Below are 16,869 nucleotides of genomic sequence, written 5' to 3'. Positions count from 1 at the left end.
ATCAGCACCCTATCAACGCCGTGGCCTGCTGAACCATTACCGCGCCCCACACCAAATGGGAACTCGCGTCGACGCGGTATTCCCGACCCAGCCAGCTGCCCACTGAACAAAAAGATACCTCTTCTCCAGCCTTTGCCCGCGCATGGCCCGAAAGCCTCCTCATTTAAGGCCTGGTCGAAACGCGCTGGCGTCGTAGCCTCTCCGTCAGTCCTGGCGACCGCCTCAATGCATCAGCCGCACTGGGAAAGAGGAAAGCCAAAAGATCGTCATGGCGGCGCTCTGGCTCGTATGCCGGATCCCCCTGAAACCAGCCTTCGCGGTATTCGTCCCGCTTTTTCTTCCACCCTTCAAGGTTGCCATTCGCAATTAGGTCTTGGCCGCGATCGAAGTGGCCCAACATGACCGAAAGCACCCACAACGTATTTTTGTGGAGATTGAATAGACTATTGGCCAAACCCATTAGATTTTTGAGCCTGCAAGCCACAGGCCGTCCATGTTTTGCCGAGTAGGCGGCTTGGAGCAGATAGAACGGCCCTCCGTCGCAATAAAGCTGCTCGGGCAGGCTTAGCCCACGTTGTCGAAATCGATTGCGAAGCGACTGCCAGTCGCCATTGCCATCCGTAGCCATTGAGAAAGTCAGAACAGCTTTCTCCAGGTCATCGCGCAAGGCTTGGTCACAGGCGTCCGCTGCAGCCTTTCGATCCTGCTCTTGCTGCTGAATAGCCGTCGCCAAACCCGCGTCGTAATCGTAAAAATAGGCTCGCGGCACCCCGCCTGAGCTCACATCAAACGTGAGCTCATCAAAGCCCACGATCTCTCGCTGCAAGCGCTCCTTTAGGACTCCTTGTTCCAGATAAGGCTCGTGCCAAGCACACGCCAACATAAAACGCCCCTCCTGCTGGGAACGCGCCAACGTATCCAGGCCAACCCGGAAAGCGTTGCGGTTATTCGAATAGAAGATGTCATCTTCCGCCAGCCTGAAGGCATCTGGATCCAGATCCCGAAACAACCAAAGCAGATCCCCAGCGTTTCTCCGATAGAAGCTCATGCGCTCGGCGATAACATGCAAAAAGGTCGTTGACAGCTGCACTTCGAAAGCTACTCGTCGCCCTTGCCAACCGGTTTGCACATCAGGCTGACGCCAGCGCACCCCGTCGACGTCTTTCCAGCGCGCTTCAGTCTGGGTATCTGTGAACCTCGGATCCACGACGAGGCTCTCTTCGACCAAGCGCTTAAACAACTTGTGTTGAGCCCCTTCCTTGGCACTGTCGAACTTCCGTGCACAGATCGCGGCCGGAGACAATCCCTTGCGTCCCGTGCACACGCCATCGTCGGCCCGATGACGGAAGTAGAAGCGATCCTCAGTCTTGTCTCTCGTCCGAAGCGACCGCAATACCATGGCCTTCTTGCAGTCCAAGCAGACGTAGCGTTCGCGCCCCTCGACCAACTCGTTCTCCAAGGCCACCCGCTTATCCTCGACGATCGCCCCATAGCAGGCGTCGCTCAAAAATTCATTGAGAGAGACGGTCCGTCCCGTCTCCCGATCAAGCACCTCGTCATACTGCCGATCCTCAGCCACAGCGACCCGCCGCTCTTTTCCCACCACAGGCATCTGTTCTCTTATCCTCATTAACTTTGACGAAAGCGCACGCTTCTCTCTTCCATGGTGCATAGAGCTGTCAAATCAGATCCCACTCTCTTGGGTAGCCCCTTTAGCGTCGCTGCACGGGATCATGGCCTCAACGGCCCCCTTCCCTCACCTAACGCTGGCCCCGTCTCGGCCTCCAGAGCATCCCGCTGCGCGGCATCCGCAGCCGCCCGCACTGCCTCCCGGCAGACTGCTTCGAAAGCGTTTTGATACGGTCTCCGGAGATCATCCGATGCCCACGACTGTTGCAGCGCTTCCTCCAGCCTCAGGAAGATCACCGTGTTGGCAGCCATTGCCTCCAGGATGGCCTCCACACTCTCCAGGTCGAGCAGATGCCCCGTTAACTGCTCGCCGACAAGCATCCACGGCGCATCGGCGGTTAGGTCATCAAAGCTCCGGAAGTCGGTGGCGAATGAGACCAAGCTCTCTCGCCACGCATCCAGGTCAGCCTTGCGATAGCGCGTATGGCGGTTGGTGGCACCCCGTCCCGAGACGTCAGGGTTCTTTTCACGCTTGGGCCCTACGCCAGCATCGATCGCGCGCTTCAGGGTTCGAGTGCTACGCCCGGTGTAGATGGCTGCTTCGGCTGAAGTAAAGGCAGTGTCGGACGGCAACAAGGCCAAGCGCGCGCGGATCCGATCAAGATCATCAGAAGACATAACCAATCCTCAGGGTGAAATTGGAATACTCCAACATCACAAAACTCGTATCCTTGGACTGCGCGCTGTCCATCTGCCCCACAAAGTCTGCCAGCTGCCTCGGCTCTAGGACGCCTTAAGACTTCATGAAAAACGGCTTCTCAGGCGCATCTAGGACAATCTCGGCGGCAGCAACGCGATTCGGACGTTCTCCACGGACTGGAGAATTGCCAGCTCGACCCGCGCCAACTCTTCCAGCAGCCGCGCATCATCCACCCGGGGATACCGCCCCGTTACATCTCGCAAATCCCGGTGGTTAAGCAGCCGCTTGACCACCGCATAAGATGTCATTTCCTCTGCGACTGTCGCGAAGGTCCGTCGCAAATCGTGTGTCCTCAGCTCTTCGATCCCACCGCTCGCTTTAAGCCCCTGGAGGATCGCCTTGCTATCCAAATAGTGCCCTTGAGCCGCCTTTCCGCTCCTGGCAGGGAAGACCCAGGGCGCGGCGCTTTCCTGTGAGGCTTCTCCTCGAAGCATAAGGATCCGCCGAGCCGCCGGCGCCAACGGCAAAGTATGGGTGGCCCCATTCTTCGTATCGAAGAACGAGACCCACCCTGCCTTCAGGTCGACCCAAGAGCAGACACTCGCCTGCTCCCTGCTAATCCGATGACGCCATCGCAAAGGCGCGGCTTCCCCCCGCCGGGTGCCCCACAGCAATGTCAGCAGCAGGTAGTCGCACGCCGTTCGGTGGTTATCGACCTTGCGTTTGTCCCAGAGCGCTTCCAAGAAACGCCCCAAGGAACCATCCCTCAATTGAAGAGGGTTACGCGCGCCGGTGGCCTCGTAATGAGCCTCCAGCTGCTCCCGGGTGCGATAGCGCCCTTCCTCGCGCAGCACCTGGAACGGATTGACCTGCAGCGATGCCGCTCGACCACCGTTGGCAGCGATCCGCTTTTCGCGGTCCATGCAGTAGCCCACGGCCCGACTGACCCAGCGGAAAGTAATCTCGGCCGTCGTGACGGTGGGACGGTCATAGGCCTTGGAATCGGGATTGGCGCGCTGAGTGCCAGCGGCCAGGGTCCTTTTGCCGCGGGCCAGCGTGTCGAAGGCCTCCAAGATCCGCTTCTCGGTGATCAGGTCGCCCACGGCGCGCCCGTCCAGGTCGATCTCCGGCCGGCCGATGCGCTTAAGCGCCTGCTCCAGCCCCCGCAGGCTGCTGTCCTTAGCCGGCTTGGCACGCTCGACCAGGTGCTTGCGATACATCGCCAGACACTCCGCCACCGTCATCGTCGCAACCCGGAAATCCTCATTCGCGATATCCCGAACCTCCGCCGGGGTCTTTTGGGTCGTCCGCATGACCTCCCAGGCGACCTTGGCCATCTCCCGTGCCTGGGCCAGCGGCACGTCCCGGCAATCGCCGATCGTTGCCTTCATCACCCGCGCGCCCACCCGACGCTTGAGGATGTAGCTCATGCTGGTCCGGTTGACTGCTACGCCGAACCCCACCGGGGCGTCCCGATGACAGTCAAAGATCACATAGCGCTTCTGGTCCGTATTCGGGGCAAAATTAACGATCTTGCCCGTGCTACCGATGATGGGAATACGGGCGAAAGAAAACTGCTCCTTGACCATGGTCGAGGTCAGCGCCGCCTTCATAGACCGCTTGTTTTCCATACGTAGCCCCAGACCTCTCTGCTGAGATCCGACGTTATCGCACGGGGCTACACGGGGGCTACATTGCGGGGTGCTTAGTCGGCCCTAGTTGTCCATACTTGCCCGCATTGCGCAGAGCCTAAAGAACACTAAAGCCTTGAATCAAATGCAGAAAAACCAGAAAGCCAGCCCAGGCAAGGGGTCCGAAGAACATACCCCCCTGATGAAGCAATACTTCGCCGCCAAGAACGAGCACCCCGACGTGCTGCTGTTCTTCCGCATGGGCGATTTCTACGAACTGTTCTACGACGACGCGCGCAAGGCCGCGCGATTGCTCGACATCACCCTGACCCAGCGCGGCGCTTCGGCCGGCCAGCCGATTCCGATGGCGGGCGTGCCGCATCACGCCGCCGAGGGGTATCTGGCGCGATTGGTGGCGCTGGGCGAGTCGGTGGCGATCTGCGAGCAGATCGGCGATCCGGCGCTGGCCAAGGGCATCGTCGAACGCAAAGTGGTGCGCATCATCACCCCGGGCACGGTCACCGACGAGGCGCTGCTCAACGAGCGCCGCGACACCTTGCTGTTGGCGGTCTCGCGCGGCAAGAGCGGTTGGGGCCTGGCCTGGGCGGATCTGGCCGCGGGCCGTTTCCTGGTCAACGAAGTCGCCAGCGAAGATGCGCTGGAAGCCGAGCTGGCGCGGCTGGAGCCGGCCGAAACGCTGATGCCCGACGAAGACGGTTGGGCGCCCTTCGTATCCGAACGCAGCGGCATGCGCCGGCGCGCGCCGTGGCTGTTCGACGTCGACAGCGGCCGCCGCCAGTTGCTGCGTTTCTTCGGCCTGCACGATCTGTCCGGCTTCGGCCTGGAAGACAAGCCGCTGGCAGTCGCCGCCGCGGCCGCGCTGCTGGGGTATGTCGAAGAAACCCAGAAGCAGCGCTTGCCACATCTGACTTCGATCGCGGTGGAATCCGGCGACGGCGCCATCGCCATGAACGCGGCCACCCGCCGCCATCTGGAGCTGGACAGCCGCATCGACGGCGACAGCCGCACCACCTTGCTCGGCGTGCTCGACAGCACGGTCACGCCGATGGGCGGGCGGCTGTTGCGGCGCTGGCTGCACCGGCCGCTGCGCGACCGCGCGGCGCTGCGCCATCGCCACCAGGCGGTGGCCACGCTGATGGAAAGCCGCGCCGGCGACGACGTGCGCGAGCGTTTCCGCGCGCTCGGCGATCTGGAACGCATCCTCTCGCGCATCGCCCTGCGCAGCGCACGCCCGCGCGACCTGTCGACGCTGCGCGACGGCCTGGGCCTGCTGCCGGACGTGCGCGGCCTGCTGCGCCCGCTCGATGCGCCGCGCCTGAGCGCGCTGGCCGACGAACTCGGCGAGCACGACGCGCACGCGCATCTGCTGGCCGAGGCGATCGTGCCGCAGCCGCCGGTGCTGGCGCGCGACGGCGGCGTGTTCGCGCCCGGCTATGACGCCGAACTCGACGAACTGCGCACGCTGTCGACCAACGCCGACCAGTTCCTGGTCGACCTGGAAGCGCGCGAACGCGCCGCCAGCGGCATCGCCACGCTGAAGGTCGGCTACAACCGCGTCCACGGCTATTACCTGGAAATCAGCAAGGCCCAGGCCGAGAAGGCGCCGACCCACTACACCCGCCGCCAGACCCTGAGCAACGCCGAGCGCTACATCACCGAAGAGCTCAAGCAGTTCGAGGACAAGGTGCTGTCGGCGCGCGAGCGCGCGCTGTCGCGCGAGCGGCTGCTGTACGAACAGTTGCTGGACGCGCTCAACGAACGCCTGGAACCGCTCAAGCGCTGCGCCGCGGCCCTGTCGGAACTCGACGTGCTGTGCGCGTTCGCCGAACGCGCGGCCAGCCTGGACTGGTCCGAGCCTGAGCTCACCGAAGCGCCGGGCCTGTGCATCCTGCGCGGCCGCCATCCGGTGGTCGAGGCGGTGCGCAAGGATCCGTTCGAGCCCAACGACCTGGTGCTCGACGACAGCAACGGCCGCCGCATGCTGGTCATCACCGGCCCGAACATGGGCGGTAAGTCGACCTACATGCGCCAGAACGCGCTGATCGTGCTGCTCGCGCATATCGGCAGCTTCGTGCCGGCCGCGCGCGCCGCGATCGGCCCGATCGACCGCATCCTCACCCGCATCGGCGCCGGCGACGACCTCGCCCGCGGCCAGTCGACCTTCATGGTCGAGATGAGCGAGACCAGCTACATCCTGCACTACGCCAGCGACCGCTCGCTGGTGCTGATGGACGAGATCGGCCGCGGCACCTCGACCTACGACGGCCTGGCCCTGGCCGAGGCCTGCGCGCGCCATCTGGCGCACCACAACCGCGCCTACACCTTGTTCGCCACGCATTACTTCGAACTGACCGCGCTGGCCGAACCGGGCAACGGCATCGCCAACGTGCATCTCGACGCGGTCGAGCACGGCGAGCAGTTGGTGTTCATGCACGCGGTCAAGGACGGCCCGGCCGACCGCAGCTTCGGCCTGCAGGTGGCGGCGCTGGCCGGCCTGCCCAAGTCGGTGGTCAAGCAGGCGCGCGGGCGTTTGATCGAACTGGAGAACCAGGGCCGCGAAACGCCCAAGCCCTCGTTCGCCAAGGCCGCGCTGGACGCGCCGCAGCAGTTCGGCCTGTTCGCCGCGCCGTCTTCGGCGGCGCTGGACGCGCTGGCGGAAATCGATCCGGACGAACTGACGCCGAAGCAGGCGTTGGAGGCGTTGTATCGGATCAAGGCGTTGAGCTGATCGGTTTGCGTTGGGGGCGTGCAGGTTGGAATCCGCGGGTTTGTTGCGCGATGGCGCTGAAGTCTCTGGATCCCCGCGTTCGCAGGGATGACGACCGGGGAGCGACGCGGCGAGACTCAACCTGCCGCCGTACCGCAACCTGCCACCATGCAGCGAATCGCACACGCATGCCGCGCAACCCACCTACCGTCATGCCCGCGAAGGCGGGCATCCAGGGCTTCACCGCGACATGGCTCTGAAGTCTCTGGATCCCCGCGTTCGCGGGGATGACGACCGGGAAGCGGCGCGGGGAGACTCAACCTGCCGCCGTGCCGCAACCTGCCGCCATACCGCGGACCGCACACGCATGCCGCGCAATCCACCTACCGTCATGCCCGCGAAGGCGGGCATCCAGGGCTTCATCGCGTCGCCGCTCTGAAGTCCAGGCTCCCACCGCGCCCCGTCTGCGAACTCACCACCCGCTGCGCCGACCGCAACACCCACACCCACGATGCAGCCTGCGTCGCGATCCGCGTGCGACCCAGCCGTTAAACTGTGCGCCGGAACGGACACCGGAGCGCATGTGGAAGCCCTGCTATTCCTCGTCGGCATCGTCGCCGGCCTGATTCTCGCCCGCCTCTATCGCCCGGCCGCGGCAACGCAGGCCGCGCCGCCGGCCGTCGCGATCCAGCCCGAGCCCAGCGCCGCCATCGGCGACGACAGCGCGCCCGCGGCCGCCGAGGAAACGCCCGCCGACCCCGCGCCCGCCGCAGAAGAATCCGCGCAAGACCGCCTGTTCGCCCTGATCCGCCGCATCGACGCGGTCGACGAACGCATCCAGCGCCCGCAGGACCTGCTCGCCCTGCCCGAATTCCACCAAGGCATCGACCTGCTCGCCAGCGACGCCTTCGGCCACGACGAGCTGACCCGCCAGCTCAGCGGCACCGGCTACGTGCTGCAGTCGATGATCGTCAAAGCCGCCTCGCGCCGCGGCGACATCGCGCCCGAGCGGCTGATCGAACCGGCCGGCCAGTACGGCGGCTATCCGCTGCATTTCCTGATCGAGCATCTGCAAACCCTGGCCGACGCCGCAACCCTGCCGCAGCTGATGCGCCACGCCCAGCCGTGGTGGTGGGAGTTCGCGCCGGTGCGGCAGATGTTGCGCGATTACCTGCGCTGGGCCAGCGAACGCGGCCAGCCGCTGCCCGCGCCGACGCTCGACGAGCTCGACGAGAACAACGCCAAGCAGCTCAGCGAAACCCTCAAGCGCTTCGACTCGCCCCTGCTGCAACCGCTGCTGGACGAAGTCGAGCGCGCCGCCGGCGCGCGCCGCGAGAACCGCGTGCTCGGCGCGTTCGGGCGAGTCAACCCGGCACCGAAGCCAGCCCAGCGGATCGTGCACGAGGCGCTGCGCCAGCAACTGGATCAACTGGAAGAACTGCTGACCGGGGCCGACGCGGCCTCGGTGTTGGTCAGCGGCGAGCACGGCGTCGGCAAGAGCGTGCTGATCGACCTGCTGTGCCAGCGCCTGCAGGCGCAGGGCTGGCTGGTGTTCGAGGCCAGCGCCGCGGAAATCCTCTCTGGCCAGTCCTACATCGGCGAGCTGGAAGAGCGCGTGCGCGAAATGCTGTCGGTGCTGCATCGCGACAAGGCGTTGTGGCGCGCGCCGGAATTCTTCGACCTGCTGTCCAAGGGCGCTTACAAGCAAGATCCCACCGGCGTGCTCGACCTGGTGCTGCCGGCGATCGAGCGCGGCCAGCTGCGGGTGATCGGCGAGATCAGCCCGCGCCAGCTGGCGCAGTTGCAAGTGGCGCGGCCGGTGATCAAGCATCACTTCGACATTCTCAGCGTCGCCCCGCTCGATCCGTTGGCGCTGGCGCCGCTCGCGGCCGAATGGGCGCGCCTGGAAAGCGAGCGCGCCGGCCGCGAGGTCGCCGACGCTCGCACCCTCGCCGAAGCCGCGCGCATGGCCGCGCAGTACTTCCCCGAACAGCACGAACCCGGCCGCCTGCTGCGCTTGCTCGACGACGCGCTGCGCGGCGCCGAAGCGCAGCAGCCGCCGGCGCTGCCGATCGACGGCGAACGCCTGCTGTCGACCATCGCCCAGCGCAGCGGCCTGCCGCTGGAGGTGATCGACGACCGCCAGAGCCTGGACCTGGAGCGCCTGCGCGCGTTCTTCCAGCGCCGCGTGCTCGGCCAGGACGAAGCGGTGGACGCGCTGCTCGACCGCATCGCCATGCTCAAGGCCGGCCTGACCGACAACGGCCGCCCGATCGGCGTGTTCCTGTTCGCCGGCCCCACCGGCACCGGCAAGACCGAGCTGGCCAAGGCGCTGGGCGAGTTGCTGTTCGGCAGCGACGAACGCCTGCTGCGCCTGGACATGAGCGAGTACCAATCCGAAGACTCGGCCTGGCGCCTGACCGCCGACCAGGGCGGCGCCGCCGGCGTGCGCTCGCTGACTTCGCGCATCCGCGAGCAGCCGTTCTCGGTGGTGCTGCTGGACGAATTCGAAAAAGCCCATCCCAAGGTCTGGGATCTGTTCCTGCAGGTGTTCGACGACGCGCGCCTGAGCGACAGCAGCGGCCACACCGTGGATTTCCGCCACAGCATCATCATCCTCACCAGCAACGCCGGCTCGACCATTTCGCGCAGCGCCGGCCCCGGCTTCACTTCGGTGCGCGGCGGCTATTCGCGCAGCGCGGTGGAGAAAGCGCTGTACGAAACCTTCCGCCGCGAGTTCATCAACCGCCTCGACCGGGTGGTGCTGTTCAACCCGCTCGATCGCGCGCTGATGCGCGAGATCCTGCACAAGGAACTGGGCCGGGTGCTGACCCGGCGCGGCCTGCGCAACCGCGACTGGGCGGTGGAATGGGAGCCGTCGGCGATCGAGTTCCTGCTCGACCGCGGCTTCACCCCCGACCTGGGCGCGCGCCCGCTGCGCCGGGCGATCGAGCACTACCTGCTGGCGCCGCTGGCGCGCAGCATCGTCGAGCACCGCGCGCCGCAGGGCGACCAGTTCCTGTTCGTGCGCAGCGCCGGCGACAAGCTCGAAGTCGAATTCATCGACCCGGCGCCGGCGCAGCCTGCGTCGGCACTAACCGGCGATACCGCGCCGGCGCAGGGCGAGGACGATCTGCGCGACCTGGTCTACGCGCCGTCCGCCGACGCCGGCGCGATCGCGCGCCTGGACGCGCGCCTGGCGGCGCTGGAAGACACCGTGCTCAGCGCGCAATGGCGCGGCGAACGCGAAGCCGATTACGCGCGCATGGCCGTGGCCGGCTTCTGGGAATCGCCCGAACGCCATGCCGCGCTCGACCGGATCGAACGCCGCGACCGCATCGAGAGCGCGCTCGACACCGCGGTGCGGCTGCAGCAGCGGCTCAGCCGCGACGGCGGCAATGCCAGCTTCGCCCAGTCGCTGGCGCAGTTGCTGTTCCTGCTCGGGCTGGCGGTCGACGCGCTGCGCGCCGGACGGCCGCAGGACGCGCTGGTGGAGATCGACCTGAGCGATTCCACGCAGCGCCAGGGCGAAGATTTGCGCCAATGGTGGCAGCGCGTGTTGGCGATGTACCAGGGCTGGGCGCAGCGCCGCAACATGCGCGTGCAGGTCCTACGCGAAGACCGCGAACGCGGCAGCGCGTGGCTGGCGGTGAGCGGCTTCGGCGCGTTCGACCTGCTCGAGCACGAAGCCGGCCTGCACGTGTACGAGGACAAGGCCGAAGACGCCACCCAGCGCCTGTCGGTGCTGGTGCAGGTCGCGCCCGACCTGCCCGGCCGCACGCGCCAGCCGCAGGCCGCGCAGGCGCCGACGTTCGAAGCCGAACGCCGCATCGCCCGCCGTTATCGCCGTTCGCCCTCGCCGCTGGTGCGCGACGGCGTGCGCGGCTGGCGCAGCGGGCGCATCGACCGGGTGCTGGCGGGCGAGTTCGATGTGATGAGCGAGGATTGAGGTTCGCGCCGCGGCGCGCAATCGCGCACGGTCGGATTGCGATGGGTTCGTCGTTATCGGGTTTTCGCGGTCGCGGCTTGCGCTGCTCCTACAGGCAGCCCATGCACGATCCGCAGCCCCTGTAGGAGCGGCGCAAGCCGCGACTGCGCTGCTTCCATCGCGACGCAACCTTGAACGCCATGAACGCCCGATAGCCTCCCGCTATCGAACGAGTCGGAACATTCGATTTCAAAAGCGCACGCTCAGCGCTTATGGTGCGCGAACCCCTCCCCCTCCAGCGAGCCCCCGCATGAGCCAGAGCGACGACCCCAAGCGCAACCGACTCACCACCGCCTTCGGCGCGCCGGTGGTCGACAACCAGAACAGCATGACCGCCGGCCCGCGCGGCCCGCTGCTGATGCAGGACCTGTGGCTGATCGAGAAGCTCGCCAACCTAAACCGCGAGATCATTCCCGAGCGGCGCATGCACGCCAAGGGCTCCGGCGCGTTCGGCACCTTCACCGTCAGCGGCGACATCAGCCGCTACACCCGCGCCAAGATCTTCGACGGAATCGGCAAGCAGACGCCGATGTTCGCCCGCTTCACCACCGTCGCCGGCGAGCGCGGCGCGGCCGACGCCGAGCGCGACATCCGCGGCTTCGCGCTGAAGTTCTACACCGAGGAAGGCAACTGGGATCTGGTCGGCAACAACACGCCGGTGTTCTTCGTGCGCGATCCGCGCAAGTTCCCCGACCTCAACAAGGCGGTCAAGCGCGACCCGCGCACCAATCTGCGCAGCGCGCGCAACAACTGGGATTTCTGGACCAGCCTGCCCGAAGCGCTGCACCAGGTCACCATCGTCATGAGCGACCGCGGCATTCCGGCCAGCTACCGCCACATGCACGGCTTCGGCTCGCACACCTACAGCTTCATCAACGCCGACAACGAGCGGTTCTGGGTAAAGTTCCACCTTAAGACCCAGCAGGGCATCAAGAACCTCACCGATGCCGAAGCCGGCGAACTGATCGGGCGCGACCGTGAGAGCCACCAGCGCGACCTGTTCGAGGCCATCGAGCGCGGCGACTTCCCCAAGTGGAAGGTCTACATCCAGGTCATGCCCGAACTCGACGCCGACAAGGTTCCCTACCATCCCTTCGACCTGACCAAGGTCTGGCCGAAGAAGGACTATCCGTTGATCGAGGTCGGCCAGATCGAGCTCAACCGCAATCCCGACAATTTCTACGCCGACGTCGAGCAAAGCGCGTTCGCGCCCAACAACCTGGTGCCGGGCATCAGCTATTCGCCGGACAAGATGCTGCAGGCGCGGCTGTTCGCCTATTCCGACGCGCAGCGCTACCGGCTCGGGGTCAACCATCACCAGATCCCGGTCAACGCCGCGCGCTGCCCGGTGCACAGCAACCATCGCGACGGCGCCATGCGCGTGGACGGCAACTACGGCGGCGAACTGCATTACGAGCCCAACAGCTACGGCCAGTGGCAGGAACAGCCCGAATACCGCGAGCCGCCGCTGAAGATCAACGGCAACGCCGATTTCTGGGACTTCCGCGAGGACGACGACGATTACTACCGCCAGCCCGGCGACCTGTTCCGGCTGATGACGCCGGCCCAGCAACAGGTGCTGTTCGACAACACCGCGCGCGCCATGGGCGATGCGCCGGAGTTCATCAAGCGCCGCCACATCGGCAACTGCAGCAAGGCCGACCCGGCCTACGGCGCCGGCGTCGCCAAGGCACTGGGCCTGCCCGCCGACGAAGCCTAGTAATCACCACCTAGCGCCGCTCCTACATCCGCCCCCTGTAGGAGCGGCGCAAGCCGCGACCGCGCCCCCTCAAGCACGCGGCCGCAACCCACACCGCACACGCACATTCAAAGCAACGAGCAATCCAACGTGCACTGCCGATACTGCCGCCCGCAATGCAGCGTGCTGCCGCCGCCGGCCTGGGCGACGCAATCGTTCAACTGCTCCATGCACGCGCTGTAGCAATCCGGATCGGACGCCGACGCAGCCGCGCCGAAGCCCAGCCCGAACACCAGCGCCGCCATCGCCATCCAAACCATCCGCATCCCTTTCGCTCGAGTCCGTCCCATCGTCCTGTCTCCTTGTCCGTGGATCGCACGACGCCGGCCACTGCGGCCGGCGCTCGCTGCAGTGTAGGCAGCGCCGCGGCCGGGCCGCCGTGCTGCGCAGCAACAAGCGCGGCGTTGCGCGGCGCGCGTCGCGATTTCCGAGCGCGGTCACGCCGCCGCCATGGTCCGGCTCGCATGATCGGGCGGAGATGAAGGCGGCAGGCGCGGCTCCATAGTCGATTTCTATCGGATACGTCGAAAGGATCGATTTCACATCGGCATCGCGTCCGCCTATCGTCGCTCGTACCCCACGACTCCGAACGCCAGCGATGCGCCAGCCGGACGATCCAACTCAGCTCGCACGCGCCGACTGCGGCGCGCCGGGCATCGACGTCGACGCGTTCGCGCATCGCGGCCCGCGGCCGCAACTCCCGCTCCCCTGCTCCTGATTCGCGCAGCGCCGCGGCGCGCGGCCGACGCCGCGCGCCATCGCCACCCGACCGTTGGATCCCACCGTCAAAGGCACGCACCCATGTCGAACCCCAGCAAATGCCCCTTCAACCACGCGGCCGGCGGCGGCACCTCCAACCGCGACTGGTGGCCCAACCAGCTCAACCTCAAGATCCTGCACCAACAGGCGCCCGCGACCGATCCGATGGGCGCGGACTTCGATTACGCCGAAGCCTTCAATAGCCTCGACCTCGATGCGGTCAAGCGCGATCTGCACGCGCTGATGACCGATTCGCAGGAATGGTGGCCGGCCGACTTCGGCCATTACGGCCCGCTGTTCATCCGCATGGCCTGGCATAGCGCCGGCACCTATCGCATCTTCGACGGCCGCGGCGGCGCCGGCGCCGGGCAGCAGCGCTTCGCCCCGCTCAACAGCTGGCCCGACAACGGCAACCTCGACAAGGCCCGGCGCTTGCTGTGGCCGATCAAGCAGAAATACGGCAACAAGATTTCCTGGGCGGACCTGTTGGTCCTCACCGGCAACGTCGCCCTGGAGTCGATGGGCTTCAAGACCTTCGGCTTCGCCGGCGGCCGCGCCGACGTGTGGGAGCCCGAAGAAGGCGTGTATTGGGGCGTGGAAACCGAGTGGCTCGGCGACAAGCGCTACAGCGGCGACCGCGTGCTGGAAAATCCGCTCGGCGCGGTGCAGATGGGGCTGATCTACGTCAACCCGCAGGGCCCCAACGGCAATCCCGACCCGATCGCCGCCGCACGCGACATCCGCGAGACCTTCGCGCGCATGGCGATGGACGACGAAGAGACCGTCGCCCTGATCGCCGGCGGCCACAGCTTCGGCAAGACCCACGGCGCCGGCCCCGAATCGCACGTCGGCCGCGAGCCCGAAGGCGCGGAACTGGCCGACCAGGGCCTGGGCTGGGCCAGCAGCTTCGGCAGCGGCAAGGCCGGCGACGCCATCACCAGCGGCCTGGAAGTCACCTGGACCAGCACGCCGACGCAGTGGAGCAACGAGTTCTTCGCCAACCTGTTCGGCTACGAGTGGGAACTGAGCAAGAGCCCGGCCGGCGCGCACCAGTGGGTGGCCAAGGATCCCGCCGCGGCGAACAAGATTCCGCACGCGCACGATCCCAACAAGCGCCAGCCGCCGACCATGCTCACCACCGACCTGTCGCTGCGCCTGGATCCGGCCTACGAGAAGATCTCGCGCCGCTTCTTCGAAAACCCCGACCAGTTCGCCGACGCCTTCGCCCGCGCCTGGTTCAAGCTGACCCACCGCGACATGGGCCCGCACGTGCGCTACCTGGGCAAGGAAGTGCCGGCCGAAGCGCTGATCTGGCAGGACCCGATTCCGGCTGTGGACCACGCGTTGATCGATGCCGGCGACATCGCCGCGCTCAAGGCCAAGATCCTCGCCTCCGGCCTGAGCGTGTCCGAACTGGTGTCCACCGCCTGGGCCTCGGCCTCGACCTTCCGCGGCTCGGACAAGCGCGGCGGCGCCAACGGCGCGCGCATCCGCCTGGCGCCGCAGAAGGACTGGGAGGTCAACCAGCCCGCGCAGCTGGCCAAGGTGCTGGCGGCGCTGGAAGGCATCCAGAACGACTTCAACGCCTCCGCCGGCGGCGGCAAGAAAGTCTCGCTGGCCGACCTGATCGTGCTCGGCGGCGCCGCCGGCGTCGAACAGGCGGCGAAAAACGCCGGCGTGTCGGTCGAGGTGCCGTTCGCGCCGGGCCGTATGGATGCCAGCGCCGAGCAGACCGACATCGACTCCTTCGCCGTGCTCGAACCGCTCGCCGACGGCTTCCGCAACTACCTGCAAGGCCAGTACAAGCCGAGCGCGGAAGCGCTGCTGGTCGACCGCGCGCAACTGCTCGACCTCAGCGCGCCGGAGTTGACCGCATTGGTCGGCGGCCTGCGCGTGCTCGGCGCCAACGCCGGCGGCAGCAAGCACGGCGTGTTCACCGACAAGGTCGGCGCGCTGAGCAACGACTTCTTCGTCAACCTGCTCGACATGGGCACGGTGTGGAAGCCGACCTCCGATGCGCAAGAGACGTTCGAAGGCCGCGACCGCAAGACCGGCGCGGCCAAGTGGACCGGCAGCCGCGTCGACCTGGTGTTCGGCTCGCACTCGCAACTGCGCGCGATCGCCGAGGTCTACGCCAGCGGCGACGCCAAGGAGAAGTTCGCGCGCGACTTCGTCGCGGCCTGGAACAAGGTCATGAACGCCGATCGCTTCGATCTGAAGAAATAAGCGGCCGCGGCCGCGGCCGCAGCAAGAAACCCTGTGCGACACCTGCGCGCCTGGCGGCCTGACCGTCAGGCGCTTTTTTTCGCAATCGCCCTATCGCAATCGCCCCGCACCCGCATGGCCTACCTGTAGGAGCGGCGCAAGCCGCGACCGCGACACCCCAGCCACCGCGCCCCCGACTACAGCGTCGTCATACGCCAACTGCGGCACCGCCCGATCCGTCACAACGCAGACCTCGAATCCCCCGCAAAACAAGCGCCCATCGCTCCTCTCGCGCCCCCTCCATCCACCCTCCCGGTGCCAACGCAAAAACCCCTCGCCACCCACGCGCCACACCGCCGCCACCGCCGCTTCGCAGCCCCGCCGAAAAGCGCAACCGGCATCACTCCGCACTAACGGCCCGGCGCTAGCATCTGCACTCCCCGTACACCGGAACTTAACGATGAGCGCCTCGCTGACCGACGATCTCCTCAACCAGCTCCAGGGCCAGCCGCTGGCGCAAATAGGCAGCCAACTCGGCCTGTCCGAGACGCAGACCCAGGGCGCGGTGAGCCAGGCGCTGCCGCTGCTGCTCGGCGCGCTGGGCCGCAACGCCAGCCAGCCCGAAGGCGCGCAGGCGCTGTTCGGCGCGCTGCAGCGCGATCACGCTGACGCGGGCGGCGGCGGCGCGGCCGGGCTCGATCTGGGCGGCGTGCTCGGCGCGGTGCTCGGCGGCGGCGGCAGCCGCCAGACCGACGGCGCCGGCATCCTCGGCCACATCTTCGGCGGCCGCGAAGACACCGCGGCGCAGGGCCTGGGCCAGAGCACCGGCCTCGGCGGCGGCCAGGCCAACACCCTGCTGAAGATCCTCGCACCGATCGTGCTGTCCTACCTCGCCCAGCGCATGTTCTCTGGCGGCAACCAGGCCGCGGCCAGCCCGCAGCAGCTCGGCGACGCGCTCGGCCAGGAGCATCAGCGCATCCAGCAACAGGGCGGCGCCGGCGGCCTGCTCGGCGCGGTGCTCGACCAGGACGGCGACGGCCAGCTCGGCCTCGGCGACCTGCTCAAGATCGGCGGCAACCTGCTCGGCGGCAAGCGCTGACGGCGCACCGCGTTCGGGCGCACGCGCCGCAGTAAAGCGAACGGCCGCCGCGTGCGGCCGTTCGTGTGTTCGGACTTTCGCAACCGCACACGGCGCCACGAAATTCACCCCACGTCATGCCCGCGAACGCGGGCATCCAGGGCTTCATCGAGGCATTGCGCTGAAGTCTCTGGATCCCCGCCTTCGCGGGGATGACGGCTTGGAGTGGCGCGGTAAAACCCGCCTGCCGCCATTCCCATGGGAAGAGACACCGCGAATCCCGCGCCTACCGTCATGCCCGCGAAGGCGGGCATCCAAGGCTTCATCGAGGCATTGCGCTGAAGTCTCTGGATCCCCGCCTTCGCGGGGATGACGGCTTGGAGTGGCGCGGT

The 16,869-nt window shown here is 66.8% G+C and carries 9 protein-coding genes and 1 pseudogene; 5 read left to right on the top strand and 5 right to left on the bottom strand.

The window, feature by feature from the left end:
- Positions 1 to 163 precede the first annotated feature (163 nt).
- The 3 genes from BLU84_RS07765 to BLU84_RS07755 form a co-directional block, all read right to left on the bottom strand.
- Entirely contained in the window at positions 164 to 1,612 is a 1,449-nt protein-coding gene (locus tag BLU84_RS07765; RefSeq protein ID WP_074864843.1) for a DUF6035 family protein, read from the bottom strand.
- 119 nt (positions 1,613 to 1,731) lie between these two features.
- Positions 1,732 to 2,307, bottom strand: coding sequence for a helix-turn-helix transcriptional regulator (locus BLU84_RS26225; RefSeq protein WP_139174800.1), 576 nt, complete (start codon positions 2,305 to 2,307; stop codon positions 1,732 to 1,734).
- A gap of 150 nt (positions 2,308 to 2,457) precedes the next feature.
- Positions 2,458 to 3,960 carry a tyrosine-type recombinase/integrase gene (locus BLU84_RS07755; RefSeq protein ID WP_083382422.1) on the bottom strand — a complete coding sequence of 501 codons (1,503 nt, stop codon included), beginning with the start codon at positions 3,958 to 3,960 and terminating at the stop codon, positions 2,458 to 2,460.
- A gap of 145 nt (positions 3,961 to 4,105) precedes the next feature.
- Here BLU84_RS07755 and mutS point away from each other — a divergent pair, with 145 nt between their 5' ends.
- The 3 genes from mutS to BLU84_RS07740 all read left to right on the top strand — a co-directional run bounded on the left by mutS (position 4,106) and on the right by BLU84_RS07740 (position 12,396).
- Positions 4,106 to 6,709 carry a DNA mismatch repair protein MutS gene (gene mutS, locus BLU84_RS07750; RefSeq protein ID WP_074864835.1) on the top strand — a complete coding sequence of 868 codons (2,604 nt, stop codon included), beginning with the start codon at positions 4,106 to 4,108 and terminating at the stop codon, positions 6,707 to 6,709.
- Positions 6,710 to 7,271: 562 nt separating this feature from the next.
- The gene (locus BLU84_RS07745; RefSeq protein ID WP_074864833.1) at positions 7,272 to 10,637 is read left to right on the top strand and encodes an AAA family ATPase; all 3,366 of its coding nucleotides are present in this window, start codon (positions 7,272 to 7,274) and stop codon (positions 10,635 to 10,637) included.
- A gap of 289 nt (positions 10,638 to 10,926) precedes the next feature.
- A complete protein-coding gene (locus tag BLU84_RS07740; protein WP_074864830.1) occupies positions 10,927 to 12,396 on the top strand; it encodes a catalase in 1,470 nt (489 codons plus the stop codon).
- A 107-nt stretch (positions 12,397 to 12,503) separates the two neighbouring features.
- On the opposite strand, the gene BLU84_RS07735 is transcribed toward BLU84_RS07740, so the two are convergent.
- Entirely contained in the window at positions 12,504 to 12,701 is a 198-nt protein-coding gene (locus tag BLU84_RS07735) for a hypothetical protein (RefSeq protein ID WP_139174798.1), read from the bottom strand.
- Between the two features lie 535 nt (positions 12,702 to 13,236).
- On the opposite strand from BLU84_RS07735, the gene katG reads away from it, so the two are divergent.
- Together katG and BLU84_RS07725 are read left to right on the top strand one after the other, a co-directional pair.
- On the top strand, positions 13,237 to 15,420 hold the full coding sequence (gene katG / locus BLU84_RS07730; protein WP_074864826.1) for a catalase/peroxidase HPI: 2,184 nt from the start codon (positions 13,237 to 13,239) through the stop codon (positions 15,418 to 15,420).
- A gap of 439 nt (positions 15,421 to 15,859) precedes the next feature.
- Complete coding sequence (locus BLU84_RS07725; protein ID WP_074864823.1) at positions 15,860 to 16,498, top strand: DUF937 domain-containing protein; 639 nt, start codon at positions 15,860 to 15,862, stop codon at positions 16,496 to 16,498.
- A 104-nt stretch (positions 16,499 to 16,602) separates the two neighbouring features.
- Here BLU84_RS07725 and BLU84_RS27465 read toward each other — a convergent pair.
- A pseudogene (locus tag BLU84_RS27465) lies at positions 16,603 to 16,869 on the bottom strand (hypothetical protein); the annotation flags it as partial.

It is taken from the genome of Lysobacter enzymogenes, assembly GCF_900106525.1.
In the GTDB taxonomy this organism is placed as follows: Bacteria; Pseudomonadota; Gammaproteobacteria; order Xanthomonadales; family Xanthomonadaceae; genus Lysobacter; species Lysobacter enzymogenes.
Note: the sequence above shows the minus strand (reverse complement) of the source record. Positions and strands in the feature narration are given on the sequence as shown.

Bases quoted from the DNA above. Each gene is read 5' to 3' on its own strand.
- BLU84_RS26225 (WP_139174800.1), bottom strand. From the start codon at position 2,307: ATGTCTTCTGATGATCTTGATCGGATCCGCGCGCGCTTGGCCTTGTTG.
- mutS (WP_074864835.1), top strand. From the start codon at position 4,106: ATGCAGAAAAACCAGAAAGCCAGCCCAGGCAAGGGGTCCGAAGAACAT.
- BLU84_RS07755 (WP_083382422.1), bottom strand. From the start codon at position 3,960: ATGGAAAACAAGCGGTCTATGAAGGCGGCGCTGACCTCGACCATGGTC.
- BLU84_RS07765 (WP_074864843.1), bottom strand. From the start codon at position 1,612: ATGCCTGTGGTGGGAAAAGAGCGGCGGGTCGCTGTGGCTGAGGATCGG.
- BLU84_RS07740 (WP_074864830.1), top strand. From the start codon at position 10,927: ATGAGCCAGAGCGACGACCCCAAGCGCAACCGACTCACCACCGCCTTC.
- katG (WP_074864826.1), top strand. From the start codon at position 13,237: ATGTCGAACCCCAGCAAATGCCCCTTCAACCACGCGGCCGGCGGCGGC.
- BLU84_RS07725 (WP_074864823.1), top strand. From the start codon at position 15,860: ATGAGCGCCTCGCTGACCGACGATCTCCTCAACCAGCTCCAGGGCCAG.
- BLU84_RS07735 (WP_139174798.1), bottom strand. From the start codon at position 12,701: ATGCGGATGGTTTGGATGGCGATGGCGGCGCTGGTGTTCGGGCTGGGC.